General features: G+C 56.0%; 16 protein-coding genes and 1 riboswitch. Of the genes, 9 read left to right on the top strand and 7 right to left on the bottom strand.

The features are described 5' to 3' along the window. Window positions 1-6: 6 nt before the first annotated feature. A complete protein-coding gene (gene yjeH / locus NHG65_RS22595) occupies window positions 7-1,260 on the top strand; it encodes an L-methionine/branched-chain amino acid transporter (RefSeq protein WP_099063255.1) in 1,254 nt (417 codons plus the stop codon). 29 nt (window positions 1,261-1,289) lie between these two features. Here the strand turns inward: yjeH and ubiK are convergent, their stop codons facing one another. Continuing rightward, on the bottom strand, window positions 1,290-1,568 hold the full coding sequence (gene ubiK, locus NHG65_RS22590; protein ID WP_012146986.1) for a ubiquinone biosynthesis accessory factor UbiK: 279 nt from the start codon (window positions 1,566-1,568) through the stop codon (window positions 1,290-1,292). A 145-nt stretch (window positions 1,569-1,713) separates the two neighbouring features. Continuing rightward, window positions 1,714-1,875, top strand: a riboswitch (FMN riboswitch). Window positions 1,876-1,985: 110 nt separating this feature from the next. Between ubiK and ribB the strand changes: the two genes are divergently transcribed. Beyond that, window positions 1,986-2,639, top strand: a complete 654-nt coding sequence (gene ribB, locus NHG65_RS22585) for a 3,4-dihydroxy-2-butanone-4-phosphate synthase (RefSeq protein WP_207977399.1) — start codon at window positions 1,986-1,988, stop codon at window positions 2,637-2,639. A 66-nt stretch (window positions 2,640-2,705) separates the two neighbouring features. Here ribB and zupT read toward each other — a convergent pair whose 3' ends face one another. Further along, entirely contained in the window at window positions 2,706-3,473 is a 768-nt protein-coding gene (gene zupT, locus NHG65_RS22580) for a zinc transporter ZupT (protein ID WP_099063257.1), read from the bottom strand. A 206-nt stretch (window positions 3,474-3,679) separates the two neighbouring features. Between zupT and ygiD the strand changes: the two genes are divergently transcribed. Beyond that, on the top strand, window positions 3,680-4,462 hold the full coding sequence (ygiD, locus tag NHG65_RS22575; protein ID WP_207977403.1) for a 4,5-DOPA-extradiol-dioxygenase: 783 nt from the start codon (window positions 3,680-3,682) through the stop codon (window positions 4,460-4,462). A gap of 15 nt (window positions 4,463-4,477) precedes the next feature. Here the strand turns inward: ygiD and NHG65_RS22570 are convergent, their stop codons facing one another. After that, complete coding sequence (locus NHG65_RS22570) at window positions 4,478-5,503, bottom strand: LacI family DNA-binding transcriptional regulator (protein WP_207977406.1); 1,026 nt, start codon at window positions 5,501-5,503, stop codon at window positions 4,478-4,480. Window positions 5,504-5,717: 214 nt separating this feature from the next. Between NHG65_RS22570 and NHG65_RS22565 the strand changes: the two genes are divergently transcribed. Genes NHG65_RS22565 through NHG65_RS22545 form a run of 5 tightly spaced genes read left to right on the top strand, consistent with a single transcriptional unit; the run spans window position 5,718 to window position 10,069 of the window. Then, window positions 5,718-7,487, top strand: coding sequence for a class I mannose-6-phosphate isomerase (locus NHG65_RS22565; RefSeq protein ID WP_499182706.1), 1,770 nt, complete (start codon window positions 5,718-5,720; stop codon window positions 7,485-7,487). Window positions 7,488-7,492: 5 nt separating this feature from the next. Beyond that, window positions 7,493-7,921, top strand: a complete 429-nt coding sequence (locus NHG65_RS22560) for a PTS sugar transporter subunit IIA (RefSeq protein WP_099063261.1) — start codon at window positions 7,493-7,495, stop codon at window positions 7,919-7,921. Between the two features lie 9 nt (window positions 7,922-7,930). Beyond that, the gene (locus NHG65_RS22555) at window positions 7,931-8,425 is read left to right on the top strand and encodes a PTS sugar transporter subunit IIB (protein WP_413502729.1); all 495 of its coding nucleotides are present in this window, start codon (window positions 7,931-7,933) and stop codon (window positions 8,423-8,425) included. 22 nt (window positions 8,426-8,447) lie between these two features. Continuing rightward, window positions 8,448-9,248: a PTS mannose/fructose/sorbose/N-acetylgalactosamine transporter subunit IIC gene (locus NHG65_RS22550; RefSeq protein WP_085119282.1), complete on the top strand. Its 801-nt coding sequence runs from the start codon at window positions 8,448-8,450 to the stop codon at window positions 9,246-9,248. Then, complete coding sequence (locus NHG65_RS22545) at window positions 9,248-10,069, top strand: PTS system mannose/fructose/sorbose family transporter subunit IID (protein WP_099063263.1); 822 nt, start codon at window positions 9,248-9,250, stop codon at window positions 10,067-10,069. Before NHG65_RS22550 ends, NHG65_RS22545 begins: the two co-directional genes overlap by 1 nt. 274 nt (window positions 10,070-10,343) lie before the next feature. On the opposite strand, the gene NHG65_RS22540 is transcribed toward NHG65_RS22545, so the two are convergent. From NHG65_RS22540 to NHG65_RS22525, 4 genes are all read right to left on the bottom strand, one after another. Continuing rightward, on the bottom strand, window positions 10,344-11,126 hold the full coding sequence (locus NHG65_RS22540; RefSeq protein WP_499182705.1) for a glucose-6-phosphate isomerase family protein: 783 nt from the start codon (window positions 11,124-11,126) through the stop codon (window positions 10,344-10,346). Further along, window positions 11,119-11,682, bottom strand: a complete 564-nt coding sequence (locus tag NHG65_RS22535) for a glucose-6-phosphate isomerase family protein (RefSeq protein ID WP_499182704.1) — start codon at window positions 11,680-11,682, stop codon at window positions 11,119-11,121. The genes NHG65_RS22540 and NHG65_RS22535 overlap by 8 nt, the downstream gene beginning before the upstream one ends. Before the next feature lie 255 nt (window positions 11,683-11,937). Beyond that, window positions 11,938-13,098, bottom strand: coding sequence for a glutathionylspermidine synthase family protein (locus tag NHG65_RS22530; protein ID WP_099063267.1), 1,161 nt, complete (start codon window positions 13,096-13,098; stop codon window positions 11,938-11,940). Between the two features lie 3 nt (window positions 13,099-13,101). Further along, window positions 13,102-13,764, bottom strand: coding sequence for a DUF1190 family protein (locus tag NHG65_RS22525; RefSeq protein WP_099063268.1), 663 nt, complete (start codon window positions 13,762-13,764; stop codon window positions 13,102-13,104). A gap of 353 nt (window positions 13,765-14,117) precedes the next feature. On the opposite strand from NHG65_RS22525, the gene NHG65_RS22520 reads away from it, so the two are divergent. After that, complete coding sequence (locus tag NHG65_RS22520) at window positions 14,118-15,224, top strand: glycerol dehydrogenase (RefSeq protein WP_099063269.1); 1,107 nt, start codon at window positions 14,118-14,120, stop codon at window positions 15,222-15,224. Window positions 15,225-15,272 lie beyond the last annotated feature (48 nt).

The following is a 15,272-nucleotide window of genomic DNA, read 5'->3' as shown; positions in this document are numbered from 1 at the left end:
TGGGCAGTGAGTGGACTAAAGCAAGAGCTGAGTTTGGCGCAGGGCGTTGGGCTATTGTCCACTTCACTGCTGGGCACCGGAGTGTTTGCCGTTCCGGCCCTGGCAGCACAGGTGGCGCAGGGCGATAGCCTGTGGGCCTGGCCGGTGCTGATTATCCTGGTCTTCCCGATCGCCATCGCCTTTGCCGCTTTAGGCCGTCACTTCCCCAGCGCCGCTGGCGCAGCACACTTTGTCGGGCTGGCCTTTGGCCCGCGCATGGCGAAAGTGACCGGCTGGCTGTTTTTGTCGGTGATCCCGGTTGGGCTACCCGCTGCGTTGCAGATTGCCGCCGGTTTTTGGCAGGCCACTTTCGGCTGGAGCGCCAATGGCCTGCTGTTGGTGCAGATCGCCACGCTGGTGGTGATTTGGTTTTTAGGCACGCGCAGCGCAGGTTCCAGCGCCAATATTCAAACGTTAATCGCTATTCTGGTGGTGGCGCTGGTGGCCGCTATCTGGTGGCGAGGCGACATCTCACTGACTCAAATTCCCTGGCCGGCCATCGACGAAATCTCCCCGCCCAATCTGTTCCACGCATTGGCAGTGATGTTCTGGTGCTTTGTGGGGTTGGAGGCGTTTGCCCATCTGGCGACCGAGTTCCGTAACCCTGAACGCGATTTCCCGCGTGCGCTGTTGTTTGGCATGTTGGTCGCCGGGGCAGTGTACTGGGGCTGTACCGTAGCGGTGCTGCATTTCCATGCCTACGGTGAGCATCAGGCGGCGGCAGCTTCGTTGCCGGGTATCGTGGTGCAGCTGTTTGGTCAGCATGCGCTGTGGGTAGCCTGCATTATTGGCTATCTGGCCTGCTTCGCCAGCGTGAATATCTATACCCAAAGCTTCGCCCGGCTGGTGTGGTCGCAGGCGCAGGATCGTCCGTCCAGCGCGCTGGCCAAGCTGTCTGCCGGACAGGCCCCGGTCAATGCATTAAGCGCGGTGGTGGGGAGTTGCTTGCTGTTCACTTTGCTGATTTATACGCTGAAGCTACCGCTGGATACGCTGCTGGTGTATGCCAATGGCATCTTCGTGTTGATCTACCTGCTGTGCATGCTGGCGGGTTGCCGAATTTTGCACGGACGTTCGCGGTTAATGGCGGCGACAGGACTGGTGCTGTGTGTGTTGCTGATGGTAATTATTGGCTGGAAAAGTCTGTATGCGCTGGCAATGTTCGCGCTGATTTGGCTGGTGTTGCGGCTTAAGCCGCAGGCGGCGTTCAAACCGCAATAAGGGCGCGGTGCCGCGCCCTTAACGGTAACTTATTCGGCGTCTGGCTGTTGCGCAGCAGGCGTGGCGTTCAGCTTGCTTTCCAGCTCACTCATACGCTGTTCCAGCAATGCCAGTTTTTCGCGGGTGCGCAGCAGCACCTGGGTCTGCACGTCGAACTCTTCGCGGTTGACCAAATCCAGGCGGGTGAGCTGTGACTGCAACACCTGACGGATTTTCTTCTCAACGTCTTCCCCGAATTCACGCACACCTTTAGGCATGGACTCATGCACCTGACGTGCGATCTGTTCAATTTTTTTCGGGTCAATCATGGCGTTTCCCTTTCAGAGTTTATTAGCTGTCGCCTAGTGTAATGCGAGTTGCTCGCCGGATAAACTATTAACCGCATTCCATGGCACTGGCCGAATTGTGCTTTTGCCAATTGCCCTGATTAATCATTAGCGTTATAGTCGAGAAGCTTATTCTCAGGGCGGGGTGCAAGTCCCCACCGGCGGTAAATCACCTTTTACGGTGAAAGCCCGCGAGCGCTCAGCCAGTTTCTTGCAGTTTGGTTAGAGGTCAGCAGATCCGGTGTAATTCCGGGGCCGACGGTTATAGTCCGGATGGGAGAGAGTAACGGTATCTGCCGGGTTTGCGCCCGCTTGCGTTATTTTTTTAGCTATTGCTAGCTACTCCTCAAGATCGCCCTGGTTCTGGTAATCCATAATTTTCTAATGAGGTTTTTTACCATGAATCAGACCCTACTTTCAGATTTCGGCACGCCAGTAGAACGCGTAGAACGCGCTCTTGAAGCATTGCGCAGTGGGCGCGGTGTGATGGTGCTCGATGATGAAAATCGTGAAAACGAAGGTGATATGATCTTCGCCGCAGAAACCATGACCGTTGAGCAGATGGCGCTGACCATTCGCCACGGTAGCGGTATTGTGTGCCTGTGTCTCACCGAAGAACGCCGTCAGCAGCTTGAGCTGCCGATGATGGTGACTCACAACTCCAGCCAGTTCCAGACCGCCTTCACCGTGACTATCGAAGCGGCGCAGGGAGTGACGACAGGTGTTTCCGCATCCGATCGTCTGACCACCATTCGTGCGGCAATTGCTGATAACGCCAAGCCGAGCGATTTGAACCGCCCTGGCCACGTGTTCCCACTGCGTGCGCAGCCGGGTGGTGTGCTGAACCGTCGTGGCCATACCGAAGCGACGATTGATCTGGTATCAATGGCCGGTTTCAAACCTGCCGGCGTGCTGTGTGAACTGACCAACGATGACGGCAGCATGGCGCATGCGCCAGAAGTGATCCTGTTCGCCAAACAGCATGACATGCACGTGCTGACCATCGAAGATCTGGTGGCTTACCGTCAGGCGCAGGAGCAGAAAGCCAGCTGATATCAGACTGATTTTCTGAACATGAAAAAAGCCGCATACGCGGCTTTTTTTGTCGCTGAAAAACGGTTAACCGATGCCGCCACTTTGTAACAGCGTCAGGCTGAATCCCATCACCGCCATTCCGCACAATACCCCGTAGCTCGGGTTATTATTCGGATCAATTTCTTTCGCCAACGGCATCAGTTCATCGACCGATAGCGCCACCATAATGCCGGCGACTGCCGCCATAATCGACGCCATCACCACCGGTGATATCATCGGGCCGAGCAACAGAAATGCCAGCACGCCGCCGAGGATTTCCGCCATACCGGAAATTCCCGACCACAGCAGTGCCTTGGTCTTTGAGCCGGTCGCCGCATATACCGGCCCGGCAACCGCCAGACCTTCAGGGATATTGTGGATGGCGACGGCCAGCGCGATGCCCATCCCCAGTTCAAGATCGGCACTGGCAGTGACATAGGTAGCAATGCCCTCCGGGAAGTTGTGCAGGCTGATGCCCAGCGTTAACAGCACGGCGGTACGTTTCAGGTTGTGCGGCTGGAGCGGCTTCTGCAGTAAATCTTGTGGATGCTGGTGTGGCAGCATCCGATCCAGCGCAAAATAACCCAGCAGGCCGAGCATGAACATGCCGTAGCCCAACATCGGTGACATGCCCTGGGTGTGCAGCGCCGCTGGCAGCATTTCCATTAATGATATCAACAGCATAATCCCGGCGGCAAAGCCGAGAGAAAATGCCAGCATTCGATTGGAGGGCTTCTGGCCAATAATGCCGAATAGGGCACCGACAAAGGTGGCGCCGCCGGCCAGCAGGGTCAGGAGCAGTGGTACGGACATAACTCTCTCCTATATGCTGAAATTATTGTTTATTTTCTGATACTAACAGAGTAAAGGCATAAATCGAGTGGATTTGGCTGATTGCTTCCATTGTTTTAACCATTCAAATTTATTGAAGATCATCATCATGGTTATCCGGCTGTTTTAGCGCGGTAAACGGCGTAATCTGGTTCACATAATGTATTGCGACCAACCAAGGATCCTGTATGAACACCTCTCGTATGCCAGCACTTTTTCTCGGCCACGGTAGCCCGATGAACGCGCTGGAAGAAAACCGCTACACCCAGGCATGGCGTACGTTGGGTGAAACCTTGCCACGTCCGAAGGCTATCGTTGCCGTTTCTGCTCACTGGTATACCCGTGGCACTGCGGTTACCGCGATGGAAAAACCGAAAACCATCCATGACTTTGGCGGGTTCCCACAGGCGCTGTTTGATACTCAGTATCCGGCACCCGGTTCACCTGAACTGGCAGCGCAGATCCAGCAGGTGCTGGCGCCGATCAACGTCAAGGCTGACGTCAGTGAGTGGGGGCTGGATCACGGCACCTGGGGCGTATTGATCAAAATGTATCCCGAGGCGGACATTCCGGTCGTACAGCTCAGCATCGACGGTACCCAACCGGCGGAATATCACTATGACCTGGGCCGTAAACTGGCGGAGCTGCGCGAGCAGGGGATCATGATCGTTGCCAGCGGTAACGTGGTGCATAACCTGCGGATGGTGAAATGGCAGGGTGACGCCACCCCTTATCCATGGGCAACGTCGTTTGATAAGTTCGTGCGAGATAACCTGAATTATCAAGGCAATAACCACCCGCTGGTGAACTTTATGCAGCATGAGGGCGCGGCGCTGTCGAACCCGACGCCGGAGCACTATCTGCCGTTGCTGTACGTGCTCGGCGGCTGGGACGGTGAGGAGGCGATAACCGTGCCGGTGGATGGCATTGAGATGAGCTCATTGAGCATGCTGTCAGTACAGATCGGCTAGAACGTTCACGCCAGCTCAGGCTGGCGTGGATTTATCTGCAAAACCGCAGGACTCGCGGATCACCAGAGAAGGCGGCAGGATGATACGTTTTGGCGGCTCATCATTGCCCTGAATACGGCTATACAGCAGTTCCCCGGCTTTACGGCCAATCTCGCGCGAGGCCACCGACACGGTGGTCAAACCCGGCTGTACCAGCGAGGCTTCGGTAATATCATCAAAACCAATTAACGCAAAATCTCTGCCAATCTGACGGTCGAGTTTGCGCAATGTCTGCATTACCCCCAACGCGACGATGTCCTGATAGCACAGGGCTGCAGTGATTTCCGGGTGGGCTCTTAGTAACTGTTCTGCTGCCTTGGCACCGGAGCTCTGGCTGGCCTCGCTGTCCACAATCCATTCCCCTTTAACCATAATCCCGTGTTCCAGCAGCTTGCTGGTGTAGCCTCCCAGCCGCTGTGCGCGCGTGGTGGAGCTGATGGAGCCGCCGATAAAGGCGATATGGCGATGGCCAAGATCCAGCAGATGCTGAGTCGCCAATTGGGTGCCCAGGAAGTTGTCGGTGCCGACGAAGTCAAAATGCGCATCGGCCACAGGCCGAACCACCATAATGGCCGGTATCTTGCGGCGCTTCAGCGTTTCAAAAAACAGAGTGGGAGTTTGCCGGGCGGCGCACAGCACCATGCCGCTGGTATTGTTCTGTAGCAGGGAGTCGACAAATTTTTGCTGCCTGTCGGCAGACTCTTCGCTGTTGGCCAGAAACAGCATCAACTGGTGACGCTCCATTTCCTGGCTCAGTCCGGCGGTCATCTCCGCATAAAACGGATTGGTGATGTCGTGCAGTAACAGGCCGACCTGGTTGCTGCTGCGATTGCGCAGGTTAGCGGCGGTCTGGTTGTAGACATAGCCCAGTTCATCAATGGCACTCAGTACCCGCTTACGGGTGGCGTCCGATATGCGGCCACGGTTGCGCAATACCATCGATACCGTGGCGGTGGAGACTTTTGCGTGTGCGGCGACGTCCGCCAAAGTTATCGTGCTCATTTTATCTCCTGTCGATGCCGACGGTCATAGCAAGGTATAACGATTAACCTTATTTCGTAAAATTCCGTCAATAAATCGTGATTCACGTCACGAAAGTTCGGTTTTTTATGGGGTTATTATCGATTTTAAGAGGTTAATCCCGTTAACCAGCCTATTTATCAGAAGGTTAATCGATTAATCTTTTTCTATGTATCCAGTTCATAGGCAGAAGAATATGACAGAGCAACAGCATAAATCAACCAGCTATGACAAGTATCCGGAAGTGGCGGTGCAGGGGTTTGATAATGCCGCCTGGCAAGGCTGGCAGGCAGTGACCGAGGCCGTCAGCCACAAAATTGCCGCCCTCGGGTTGCGTAAAACCCTGTTGGTAGTGGATTGCTACCATGGGGTGAGTCTGGCAGAGCTAATCGAGAATCTTATTAAGCCTCTGCAGCCGGCCAGTAGCATCAATGCTGAATCGGCCAAATACGATGAACCGCACATCCACGCGATGATTGAGCGCAATTTAACCGATGACCGTGTTTTTGGCGTGTTGTCGTGCCATGAAATGCCCGAGTTTTTTGATGCTGAGCGCGTCCAGCAGTTGCGCGATCAAATTGCGCGCGTCGACAGTGGGCTGGTGGTGGTTTATGGACCGGGCGCGGCGCTGATCGCCGAAGCCGATGTATTGGTGTATGCCGATATGGCCCGCTGGGAAATCCAGCAGCGTTTTCGCCGCGGCGAACTGGGCAACTGGGGCGCGGCCAATGTGGACGAGGATGTGCTGCGCCGCTACAAGCGTGCATTCTTCGTGGAATGGCGAGTCTTCGATCGTCATAAAACCCCACTGCTACAGCGTGCAGATTTTGTGTTGGACACCAACCAGGCCAGCCAACCGAAGCTGGTGACCGGTACGGCTTTCCATGCCGGATTGCAGCAGGCAACCCAACGCCCATTCCGCGTGGTGCCGTTTTTTGACCCCGGCGTTTGGGGTGGCCAGTGGATGAAACAACAGTTCGATCTCGACCCGACGGCAGCCAACTATGCATGGTGTTTTGACTGCGTGCCCGAGGAAAACAGCCTGCTAATGCGTTTTGGTGACGTCCGGGTCGAGATCCCCTCACAGGATTTGGTGCTGTTATATCCCCACCCCTTACTGGGTGAGCGGGTGCATGCCCGCTTCGGCGCCGAATTCCCGATCCGTTTTGATCTGCTGGATACCGTCGGCGGGCAAAATCTCAGCTTCCAGGTGCACCCGCTGACGGAATATATCCAACAGCATTTCGGTATGCATTACACCCAGGACGAAAGCTATTACATCCTGGCGGCAGAGCCGGGTTCCGAAGTGTACCTGGGGGTGAAAAACGGCACCGAACCGCAGGCGATGATGGCCGATCTGGCCGCCGCGCAAAGAGGTGAAAAAGCCTTCGATGATCAACGTTTCGTGAATCGTTTCCCGGCGCGTAAACACGACCATTTTCTGATCCCGGCGGGGACGGTGCATTGTTCCGGCTCGGGCGCCATGGTGCTGGAGATCAGCGCTACGCCGTACATTTTCACCTTCAAGCTGTGGGACTGGGGTCGTCTGGGATTAGATGGACAACCGCGTCCGGTGCATCTGCAGCATGGTGAGCAGGTGATCAACTGGCAGTGCGACACCACCTGGGCAACGGAGCATTTGGTGAACCGCATTGAGCAAGTTGCCGAAGGTGCTGGCTGGCAGGAGGAGCGAACCGGTTTGCACGAGCGGGAATTTATCGAAACTCGGCGTCACTGGTTTAGTGAACCGGTGCTGCACCATACCGAAGGCCGGGTGAACGTGCTGAATCTGGTCGAAGGGGAAGAGGCGGTAGTTGAAAGCCCTGAAGGCCATTTCGCGCCCTTCGTGGTGCATTACGCCGAAACCTTTATCGTACCAGCCGCCGTGGGGCCGTACCGTATCAGCCCCCATGGTCGCAGCCTGGGCAAAACTCTGGGCACCATTAAAGCCTGGGTAAGGGGATAAGCATTATGTTGAAAGTGATAGTGACCTCCCATGGCCCGTTGGCCGAGGCGCTGATGAGCAGCGCAGGTATGGTTTACGGTGAACTGCCAGGAACCAGCCATGTGGCCCTGAGCGAAGGGGCGGGTATTGAAGCCTTTAAACAGGATTTTGCCGATGAATTGCAGCGGGTAAGCGCAGGGGCCGACGGTGTGCTGGTGCTGTGCGACATGCTGTGTGGCACGCCCTATAACGTGGCCTGCCGCCACGCATTTGATCCCCAAAGCCCGGTGCCGATGGCCGTGGTGACCGGCGTGAATTTTCCGATGTTGTTAATGAGTGCCGAATTACTGGAGGGAAAGGATGTTCAACAGGCGGCACAGGAGCTGGTAGCGCTGGGGGCTGAGGCGATTTCCCTTGCTCGTCCAGCGGTAACGGCACAACCAGACGATTTCTGAGGAGAGAATATGGCCATTTCATTTGTTCGTATCGACGACCGGGTTATTCACGGTCAACTGGTGACCCGTTGGGCGAAGGAATTGCCCTGCGACGGCATTGTGGCGATCGATGATGAGGTAGCGGCGGATCCACTGCTGTCATCGGTGATGAAGGGGGCGGTGCAAGACACCAGGGTATGGTTGTTTACCGTGCAGCAGGCGATAGAAAAACTGCCGAAGGTAATCGCCAGCGACAAGCAGTACTTTGTGATTGGCAAATCACCGGTCACGCTGCGCAGGCTGATAGAGGCAGGGGTCGATCTCAGTAATCGTAACAAGAAAATCAACGTTGGGCCGATGTCTGCCCGCAAGGACACGGTGACCATTGGCCCGAATCAATCAGTGAGCGCGGTAGAGGCAGAGGCCTTCGATTTTCTTACTGAACACGGACATGCCATCGAATTTCGTTTAGTCCCTGATGCCAGCCATTTCAGTTGGCTGGACGCAAAAAAGAAACTCAAATAAGCCTGAACGGCAGGAGTTAACTATGTGGTTTGAAGCGACGCTTATCGGGATACTTTGCTATCTCGGCGCGCTGAGCAGTCCCTGGCTGCTGGGACTGACCGGAGGCTGGTATATTCTCAGCCGTCCGTTGGTCTCCGGCATGCTGGTGGGGGCTATTCTCGGCGATGTACAGACCGGTATCATCATCGGTGTTGCGGTCCAGGCGGTGTATATCGCCATGGTCACACCGGGCGGATCGATGCCGGCCGATCTCAACTTTGTAGCGTTCCCGGCGATTGCGCTGGGTATTCTCTCCGGGAAAGGAACCGAGGTGGCGGTCGCACTGGCGGCGACTATCGGCATCATGGGGACCGTGCTGTTCAACGCCATGATGGTGCTCAATTCTTACTGGAATCACCGTGCGGATCTGGCGGTGGAGCGCGGTGATGAACGGGGAATTTACCTCAATAGCGCCATCTGGCCGCAGGTCACCAACTTCCTGCTGCGTTTTATTCCGACGTTTATCGCGGTGTTTTTCGGGGCGCGCTACATCAACGCCTTTATGGACAGCCTGCCGGCGCTGGTGTTGACCACCATGAACGTGGTGGGCGGTATTCTGCCCGCGGTCGGTATCGCCATCCTTCTTAAACAGATTATTAAAAGCTACAGCATGCTGATTTACTTCCTGGTGGGGTTTATCTGCATTGTTTTCCTCAAGCTGAATATGGTGGCGCTGGTGATTGTCGGCGCGCTGCTGGCACTGATTCACTACAACTATAAGCCAGAGCCGCAGGTGGCCGCCGCACAGGCCGCGCCTCAGGCTGATGATGAGGATGAATTCTGATGGATACGCCAACACCAAAATTGACTAAGCAGGATCTGCGTCGTTGCTGGCGCAGTTGGATGATGTACAACCTGTCATCGATGAGCTTTGAACGCCTGGAGTCTTACGGTTTCTGCCTGAGTATGATGCCGGCATTGAAAAAGCTGTATCAGGACAAGCAGCAGCGTATTGAGGCCATTCGCCGCCATACCTCGTTTTACAATACCGAGCCGCAGCTGGGCGCGATTGTGAACGGCATGGTGATAGGGCTGGAAGAAAAACGCGCCAACGGTGAGCCGATAGACGGGGAAACCATTAACACGCTCAAGGTGGGGCTGATGGGGCCGGTGGCCGGTATTGGCGACTCGATGGTTCCGGGCATGCTGATCCCGATTTTGCTGAGTATCGGCATGGCGCTGGCGGCCGGTGGCAGTGTGATTGGCCCGCTGTTTTACATCATCGCCTTCAGTCTGATCGTCATTCCGGGGTCTTACTGGCTGTTTATGAAAGGCTACAACATGGGCTCCGGCTCGGTGGAGATGTTGGTCAGCAGCAAATCCTCACGCCTGCGGGAAGCACTTTCCCTGCTGGGGGTATTCGTCATGGGCGGCGTCGCGGCGAGCTACGTCAAACTGGGGACAGGTCTGGAGTTTGTCACCAAAGACGGGGTAAATATTCACCTGCAGCAAATGCTGGACGGCATTTTCCCTAACCTGATGCCGTTGATCGTGGTGCTGGCGACCTGGTACCTGATGGCCAAGCGCGGGCTTTCACCGGTGAAAGCGATGCTGGGGTTATTGGTATTGGCAGCGGCAGGGGTGGCCTGCGGCCTATTCTCATAATACCCGTCGCCTTTCAAGTTGCAGCGTTGTTACCTGCACTCAGTTATGTGGCCCGTCCATGGGCCACACCCCTTTGGGGCCGCTGCTAGCAGCGTTCAAATCTGCTCCCGGCAGATTTGTCCCCCCAGTTACTTACTTAAGTAAGCGCCTGGGGATGAGTGAGCTGGGCGCCTAGCTGTGCTGTACAGGGATGTACAAATGCCGCGAGCGCATGGACGCGCCAGAGCGGCCAACTCGAAATTCATAAGGTATGAAATTTCCTGTTATTGAGCGTTTACGGCTCAAATCGTTGCCATTTTTCCGCTACGTTGCCCGGTTTGGAAATGAACTGAAAGCGTGCCGGATCGGCTTCAAACTGTGAGTATAAGGGGGCATCGCTCAGGCCGAACTCGTGGTATTGGCGTGGTCCGATGGCGTGCAGCCTGCCGGATTGATATCGTGGATTCTGTTGCCAAATAATATGGTTGCCCTGCAATAACGGGTACCAGGCCAGCCCTTTGTATTCACGTACTGCATCGTATTCAAAGCCATATTCACGATCGCACCAGGCGGCGAAGGTCAGCGGCTGGTTGGGATCGGCGGAAATGGTGGCGTGAGCCCATCCTGGCGGTACCAATACCTTTTCACCGGGGCCGGCATGGACGGCAAAGCAATGTCCCGGCTCACGCTCAACCCGCTCTTGCATGTAAATAATGGCCTTACCTTGCCAAATCTCGTATAGCTCCGGCGGTGACCAGCCGCTGTGTACGCTGATGCGGTGCACATGGCCCTGGCTGCGTACCGGCTCCTGACCTAACTGGCCCTTGGCATAGGTGACAATACCGAACAGCAACATGCGCTTCTTCAATTCCGCCAAATGCTGTTGTTTGGCGACGTCCATAGCGATGGCATAAACCTGTTCCGGCCCATGGCAGTCAGGATCGCGTAAGGAGCGGCGGATTTGTTCCAGCGTCCGTATTTCCGGCAATGGCCCAATCACCTCATCGCCATAGCTGAATCCCATCGGGTTGTCGCTAATGCGCACATCAAGGCCAAATTGCAGCATCGAGTCACTCATATTGCGCCTCCGCTTTCCAACCGTTGCCATCGGCAAAGACCCGCAGTTTGAATCCCTGTGGTTGCAGTGCGTCGTAGTTGTGCCCTGCCACCGTTGGCCAGACCGCCAGGGCGGACAGCACCTCAGTACCGGTGTTAATCAGGCGGTGAGCGGTAAACGAAGGGATATGGTGAACGCTGCCGGGGGCAACCTGTTCCAACGTACAAGCCCCGTCCCGGTGTTGCAGTAGCAGCAAACCCTGGCCACGCAGACCAAAATAGAACTCAGCCTGTTCGGGGCGCTGATGAAAATGCCCACGGGTCATAAAGAATTCGTTACCCACCCGGCCAGGCTGCAGGTGAGTGGTGCCCACAAACAGCTCACCTTCTTGTAGCTCGGAAGGCAGCATTTCGACCTGATAGACGGCAAGTTCTGCCGGCATCGCTCGCCATGCTGCAGGATCGGCAAAGATCCCCGCCAGACTGCCCAGGGTCGTAGATTTGCGTTGAATATCAGGTGCGGTAAAGCATCCGTCGGTCAGGTCGACCTGCGGTGGAATAAGGGACGTCAGTTTCATATCTGGTTGCTCCGCCCGAGGAGAACAGACGCTTCGAGTATAAAAGGTTAATCGATTAATCACCAGCCGGAAAGCATAAAAAAAGCGCGATATTATCGCGCTGAGTTTTATGAAAAAGTTGTTTTTTAACCCGAGATACCCGGGCCTAGCGCACCGAGGGGCACTCCGGCGGGCAAGCCGCTACGACCCCTTCGGCACGCTCTCCCTAATAACGGGCTTCGTCAGTAGTCTGAGCGTGATATCAACCAATCTGTGTTAACCGAGGATGATGTGCGGGTAGAAACGCGACAGATCCTGGGTGATCAGCTCGCGATCTTCGCGCAGGCCGATGCCGCAGGGTTGATCGTCGACCAGCCAACTGCCGATCAGCGTATAGCTGCCTTCAAACTGTGGCAGTGGGTGGAACTGCTGCACGATCATGCCTTCTTCGCCATAAGGGCCGTCAACGCGGGCGACTTCCTGACCGTTCTGCACGATCTGGATATTGGCGCCTTCGCGTGAGAACAGCGGCTTGGTGACGTAGTGATCGAGCTGTGGATGATCGTCCTCTGCAAAGTAAGAGGCCAGCAGATTCGGGTGATCCGGGAACATTTCCCACAGCATCGGCAGCAGGGCCTTGTTGGAGATAATGCTTTTCCACGCCGGCTCCAGCCAGCGCACGCCGGCATCTTCCAGCTTGGTGGAAAACATCTCGCGCAGCATGAATTCCCACGGGTATAGCTTGAACAGATTACCGATAACCTGATTTTGCAGGTCGGTAAACTGGCCCTTTTCGCCCAGACCAATCTCTTCCATAAACAGGAATTCTGTTGGGACTCCGGCTTCCAGCGCGCAGTCCTGCAGGTATTGCACGGTACCGCGGTCTTCCTCACTGTCCTGGCAACAGGCCAGGTGCAGCAGGCCGAAACCGTGTTGTGCTTTCAGCTCGGCGAAACGCTCGATCAGTTTTTCCTGCAGGCTGTTGTACTGATCGGACTCCGGGCTGAGATTGCCGGCGTTGATCTGGTCTTCCAGCCACAGCCATTGGAAAAAGGCCGCTTCGTACAGCGAGGTCGGGGTATCGGCGTTATTCTCCAGCAGCTTGGGCGGATTGATACCGTCGTAGGCCAGATCAAGACGTGAATACAGTGACGGCTGGCTGGTGCGCCATGAGCTGCGCACGAACTCCCAGGTGTGTTTCGGGATGCGGAACTTGGTCATCAGCGCATCGCTGCTGACCACTTTCTCTACCACCTGCAGGCACATCTGGTGCAATTCGGCGGTAGCGTTTTCAATTTCTTCAATCTGCGCCAGCGTGAATTGGTAATAGGCATCCTCACACCAGTACGGCTCGCCATACATGGTGTGGAAGCGGAAGCCGAATTCGGTGGCTTTTTCGCGCCAGTCCGGGCGCTCGGTAATCGCAACGCGTTTCATGCATTAACCGCCCATGCTGCGTGAGCTGGAGGTTGCGCTGCTGCGCTGCATGCTGGTCTGCTTGGCAACGGATTCGCCAAAGCCGCCGCGGGTGACGGTATTGGTGACGGCCGGTTTAGGTGCCATTGCGGTTTTCGGCACCGTCATGGTGCGGCCACCGGCGGTCGCCGGGCCATAGCTCTTGCCAGAAGCGTCAACGAACTTGCCGTTGGCCGGGCTGGCAGCGTTTTTAGAGGTGAACAGCGGCTGCTGAGCAAAGCCGGAGCCGCCCATCATGCGGCCCATCATGTAACCTGCCATCAGCGGCATCCACATGCTGCCACTGCTCTGTGACTCTGCGGCCATGCCGGCCTGGGCCGGAGCTGATGCTTGTGTACATTGCGCTTCACCGAACTCGGCGACACAGTCTTCACGGGTGGCATATTTTGGCGCGGTTTTTTCGGCTTCTTTCAGGGCGTTGTTATAGGCGGTGGTGCACTGCTCGCTCATCGAAGGATTGGTGCGCGAACAGTCGTCGGCATTCTGATACATAGAGACCGTTTCATCGCTCTTCTCGCAGCCGGCCAGCATAAAGACTGCGCTGATCGCCAAAGCTACGGGCGCAACGCGGTAGTCGCGCCAGGATTTGCGGAACGTCTCTCGGTTGATGTTTTTTGTCCGTTTCATCGTTATTCATCCCATCAGTCGGGCTGTATTCGCCCATTCCCAGTAATGGCGGTAAGGATAGGGGAAAGATGGTCAAAATTAAAGCTGAAATGCCCACAGAATCCACTCTTTACGCAGCTATACGTTAGGTTGTGCGCCAGTTCGCTTTACCGGCTAAAAAAGCCGCGTCATAGTTTCATTTTGGAACATCGAGACGAAAGTAACGTTCCATAATGAAACGAAAAAGTCGAAGAACCTAAAGCGTCTGGCAAGCCCTATAGTCAGTTCATAACAACGCGACGGCACAAGACCGACGCATCTATCACCTGATATCTGAACGTTACCATCGCCAATTTCCCTACAAGGATCCGGTTATGTTGAGAATCATCCAGTCTCCAGGCAAGTACATCCAGGGCGCCAACGCATTGGCCGCCGTGGGCGAATACGCTAAAGCCCTTGCCGACCATTATTTTGTGATTGCCGACGACTTCGTGATGAAGCTGACGGGCGATACTCTGATGGGCAGCCTGCATCAGCACGGGGTGAAGCATCACGCCTGTGTGTTCAACGGCGAATGCTGCCATAAAGAAATCGACCGGCTGGGCCTGGAGCTGAAGGCTCATGGTTGCCGCGGTGTGATTGGTGTCGGCGGCGGTAAAACGCTGGACACCGCCAAGGCCATCGCGCATTACCAGCATCTGCCAGTGGTACTGATCCCGACCATTGCGTCTACCGATGCTCCCACCAGTGCGCTGTCGGTGATTTACACCGAACAGGGCGAATTTGCCGAATACCTTATCTACCCGCGCAACCCGGACATGGTGGTGATGGACAGCGCGATTATCGCCAAGGCACCGGTGCGACTGCTGGTGGCGGGGATGGGCGATGCGCTTTCGACCTATTTTGAAGCACAGGCCTGTTTCGATGCTCAGGCGACCAGCATGGCGGGCGGCAAATCGACGCTGGCGGCGCTGAGTCTGGCGCGGTTGTGTTATGAAACGCTGCTGGCGGAGGGCGTGAAGGCCAAGCTGGCGGTTGAGGCCGGGGTGGTGACGGAGGCGGTCGAGCGCATTATCGAGGCCAATACTTATCTGAGCGGCATCGGTTTTGAAAGCAGTGGCCTGGCGGGCGCGCACGCTATCCACAATGGTTTCACCGTACTGGAAGAGTGCCATCACCTGTACCACGGCGAGAAAGTGGCGTTTGGCACGCTGTCACAGCTGGTGCTGCAAAACAGCAGCATGGAACAGATCGAAACGGTGCTGGATTTCTGCCAGCGTCTCGGCTTGCCAATCACGCTGGCGCAAATGGGTGTGAGCGGCGATCCGGCAGCGAAAATCATGGCGGTGGCCGAAGCCAGCTGCGCGGCCGGTGAAACCATCCACAACATGCCGTTCGAGGTCACGCCTGCCAGCGTACAGGCGGCCATTTTGACGGCAGATCGGCTGGGCAGTGCCTGGCTGCAACAACACTCAAGCTGATACCGCAGGGGCGCAGCAGGCTGCGTCCCGTCGGCCAAACGAGGAAAT

The organism is Serratia myotis (assembly GCF_027474885.1).
Classification (GTDB): Bacteria; Pseudomonadota; Gammaproteobacteria; order Enterobacterales; family Enterobacteriaceae; genus Serratia; species Serratia proteamaculans.
The sequence above is the reverse complement of the archived record's forward strand: the minus strand, read 5'-3'. Positions and strand labels throughout refer to the sequence as shown.

Coding starts and splice junctions, on each gene's coding strand:
- ubiK (WP_012146986.1), bottom strand. CDS start 1,568: ATGATTGACCCGAAAAAAATTGAACAGATCGCACGTCAGGTGCATGAG.
- ribB (WP_207977399.1), top strand. CDS start 1,986: ATGAATCAGACCCTACTTTCAGATTTCGGCACGCCAGTAGAACGCGTA.
- zupT (WP_099063257.1), bottom strand. CDS start 3,473: ATGTCCGTACCACTGCTCCTGACCCTGCTGGCCGGCGGCGCCACCTTT.
- ygiD (WP_207977403.1), top strand. CDS start 3,680: ATGAACACCTCTCGTATGCCAGCACTTTTTCTCGGCCACGGTAGCCCG.
- NHG65_RS22570 (WP_207977406.1), bottom strand. CDS start 5,503: ATGAGCACGATAACTTTGGCGGACGTCGCCGCACACGCAAAAGTCTCC.
- NHG65_RS22565 (WP_499182706.1), top strand. CDS start 5,718: ATGACAGAGCAACAGCATAAATCAACCAGCTATGACAAGTATCCGGAA.
- NHG65_RS22560 (WP_099063261.1), top strand. CDS start 7,493: ATGTTGAAAGTGATAGTGACCTCCCATGGCCCGTTGGCCGAGGCGCTG.
- NHG65_RS22555 (WP_413502729.1), top strand. CDS start 7,931: ATGGCCATTTCATTTGTTCGTATCGACGACCGGGTTATTCACGGTCAA.
- NHG65_RS22550 (WP_085119282.1), top strand. CDS start 8,448: ATGTGGTTTGAAGCGACGCTTATCGGGATACTTTGCTATCTCGGCGCG.
- NHG65_RS22545 (WP_099063263.1), top strand. CDS start 9,248: ATGGATACGCCAACACCAAAATTGACTAAGCAGGATCTGCGTCGTTGC.
- NHG65_RS22540 (WP_499182705.1), bottom strand. CDS start 11,126: ATGAGTGACTCGATGCTGCAATTTGGCCTTGATGTGCGCATTAGCGAC.
- NHG65_RS22535 (WP_499182704.1), bottom strand. CDS start 11,682: ATGAAACTGACGTCCCTTATTCCACCGCAGGTCGACCTGACCGACGGA.
- NHG65_RS22530 (WP_099063267.1), bottom strand. CDS start 13,098: ATGAAACGCGTTGCGATTACCGAGCGCCCGGACTGGCGCGAAAAAGCC.
- NHG65_RS22525 (WP_099063268.1), bottom strand. CDS start 13,764: ATGAAACGGACAAAAAACATCAACCGAGAGACGTTCCGCAAATCCTGG.
- NHG65_RS22520 (WP_099063269.1), top strand. CDS start 14,118: ATGTTGAGAATCATCCAGTCTCCAGGCAAGTACATCCAGGGCGCCAAC.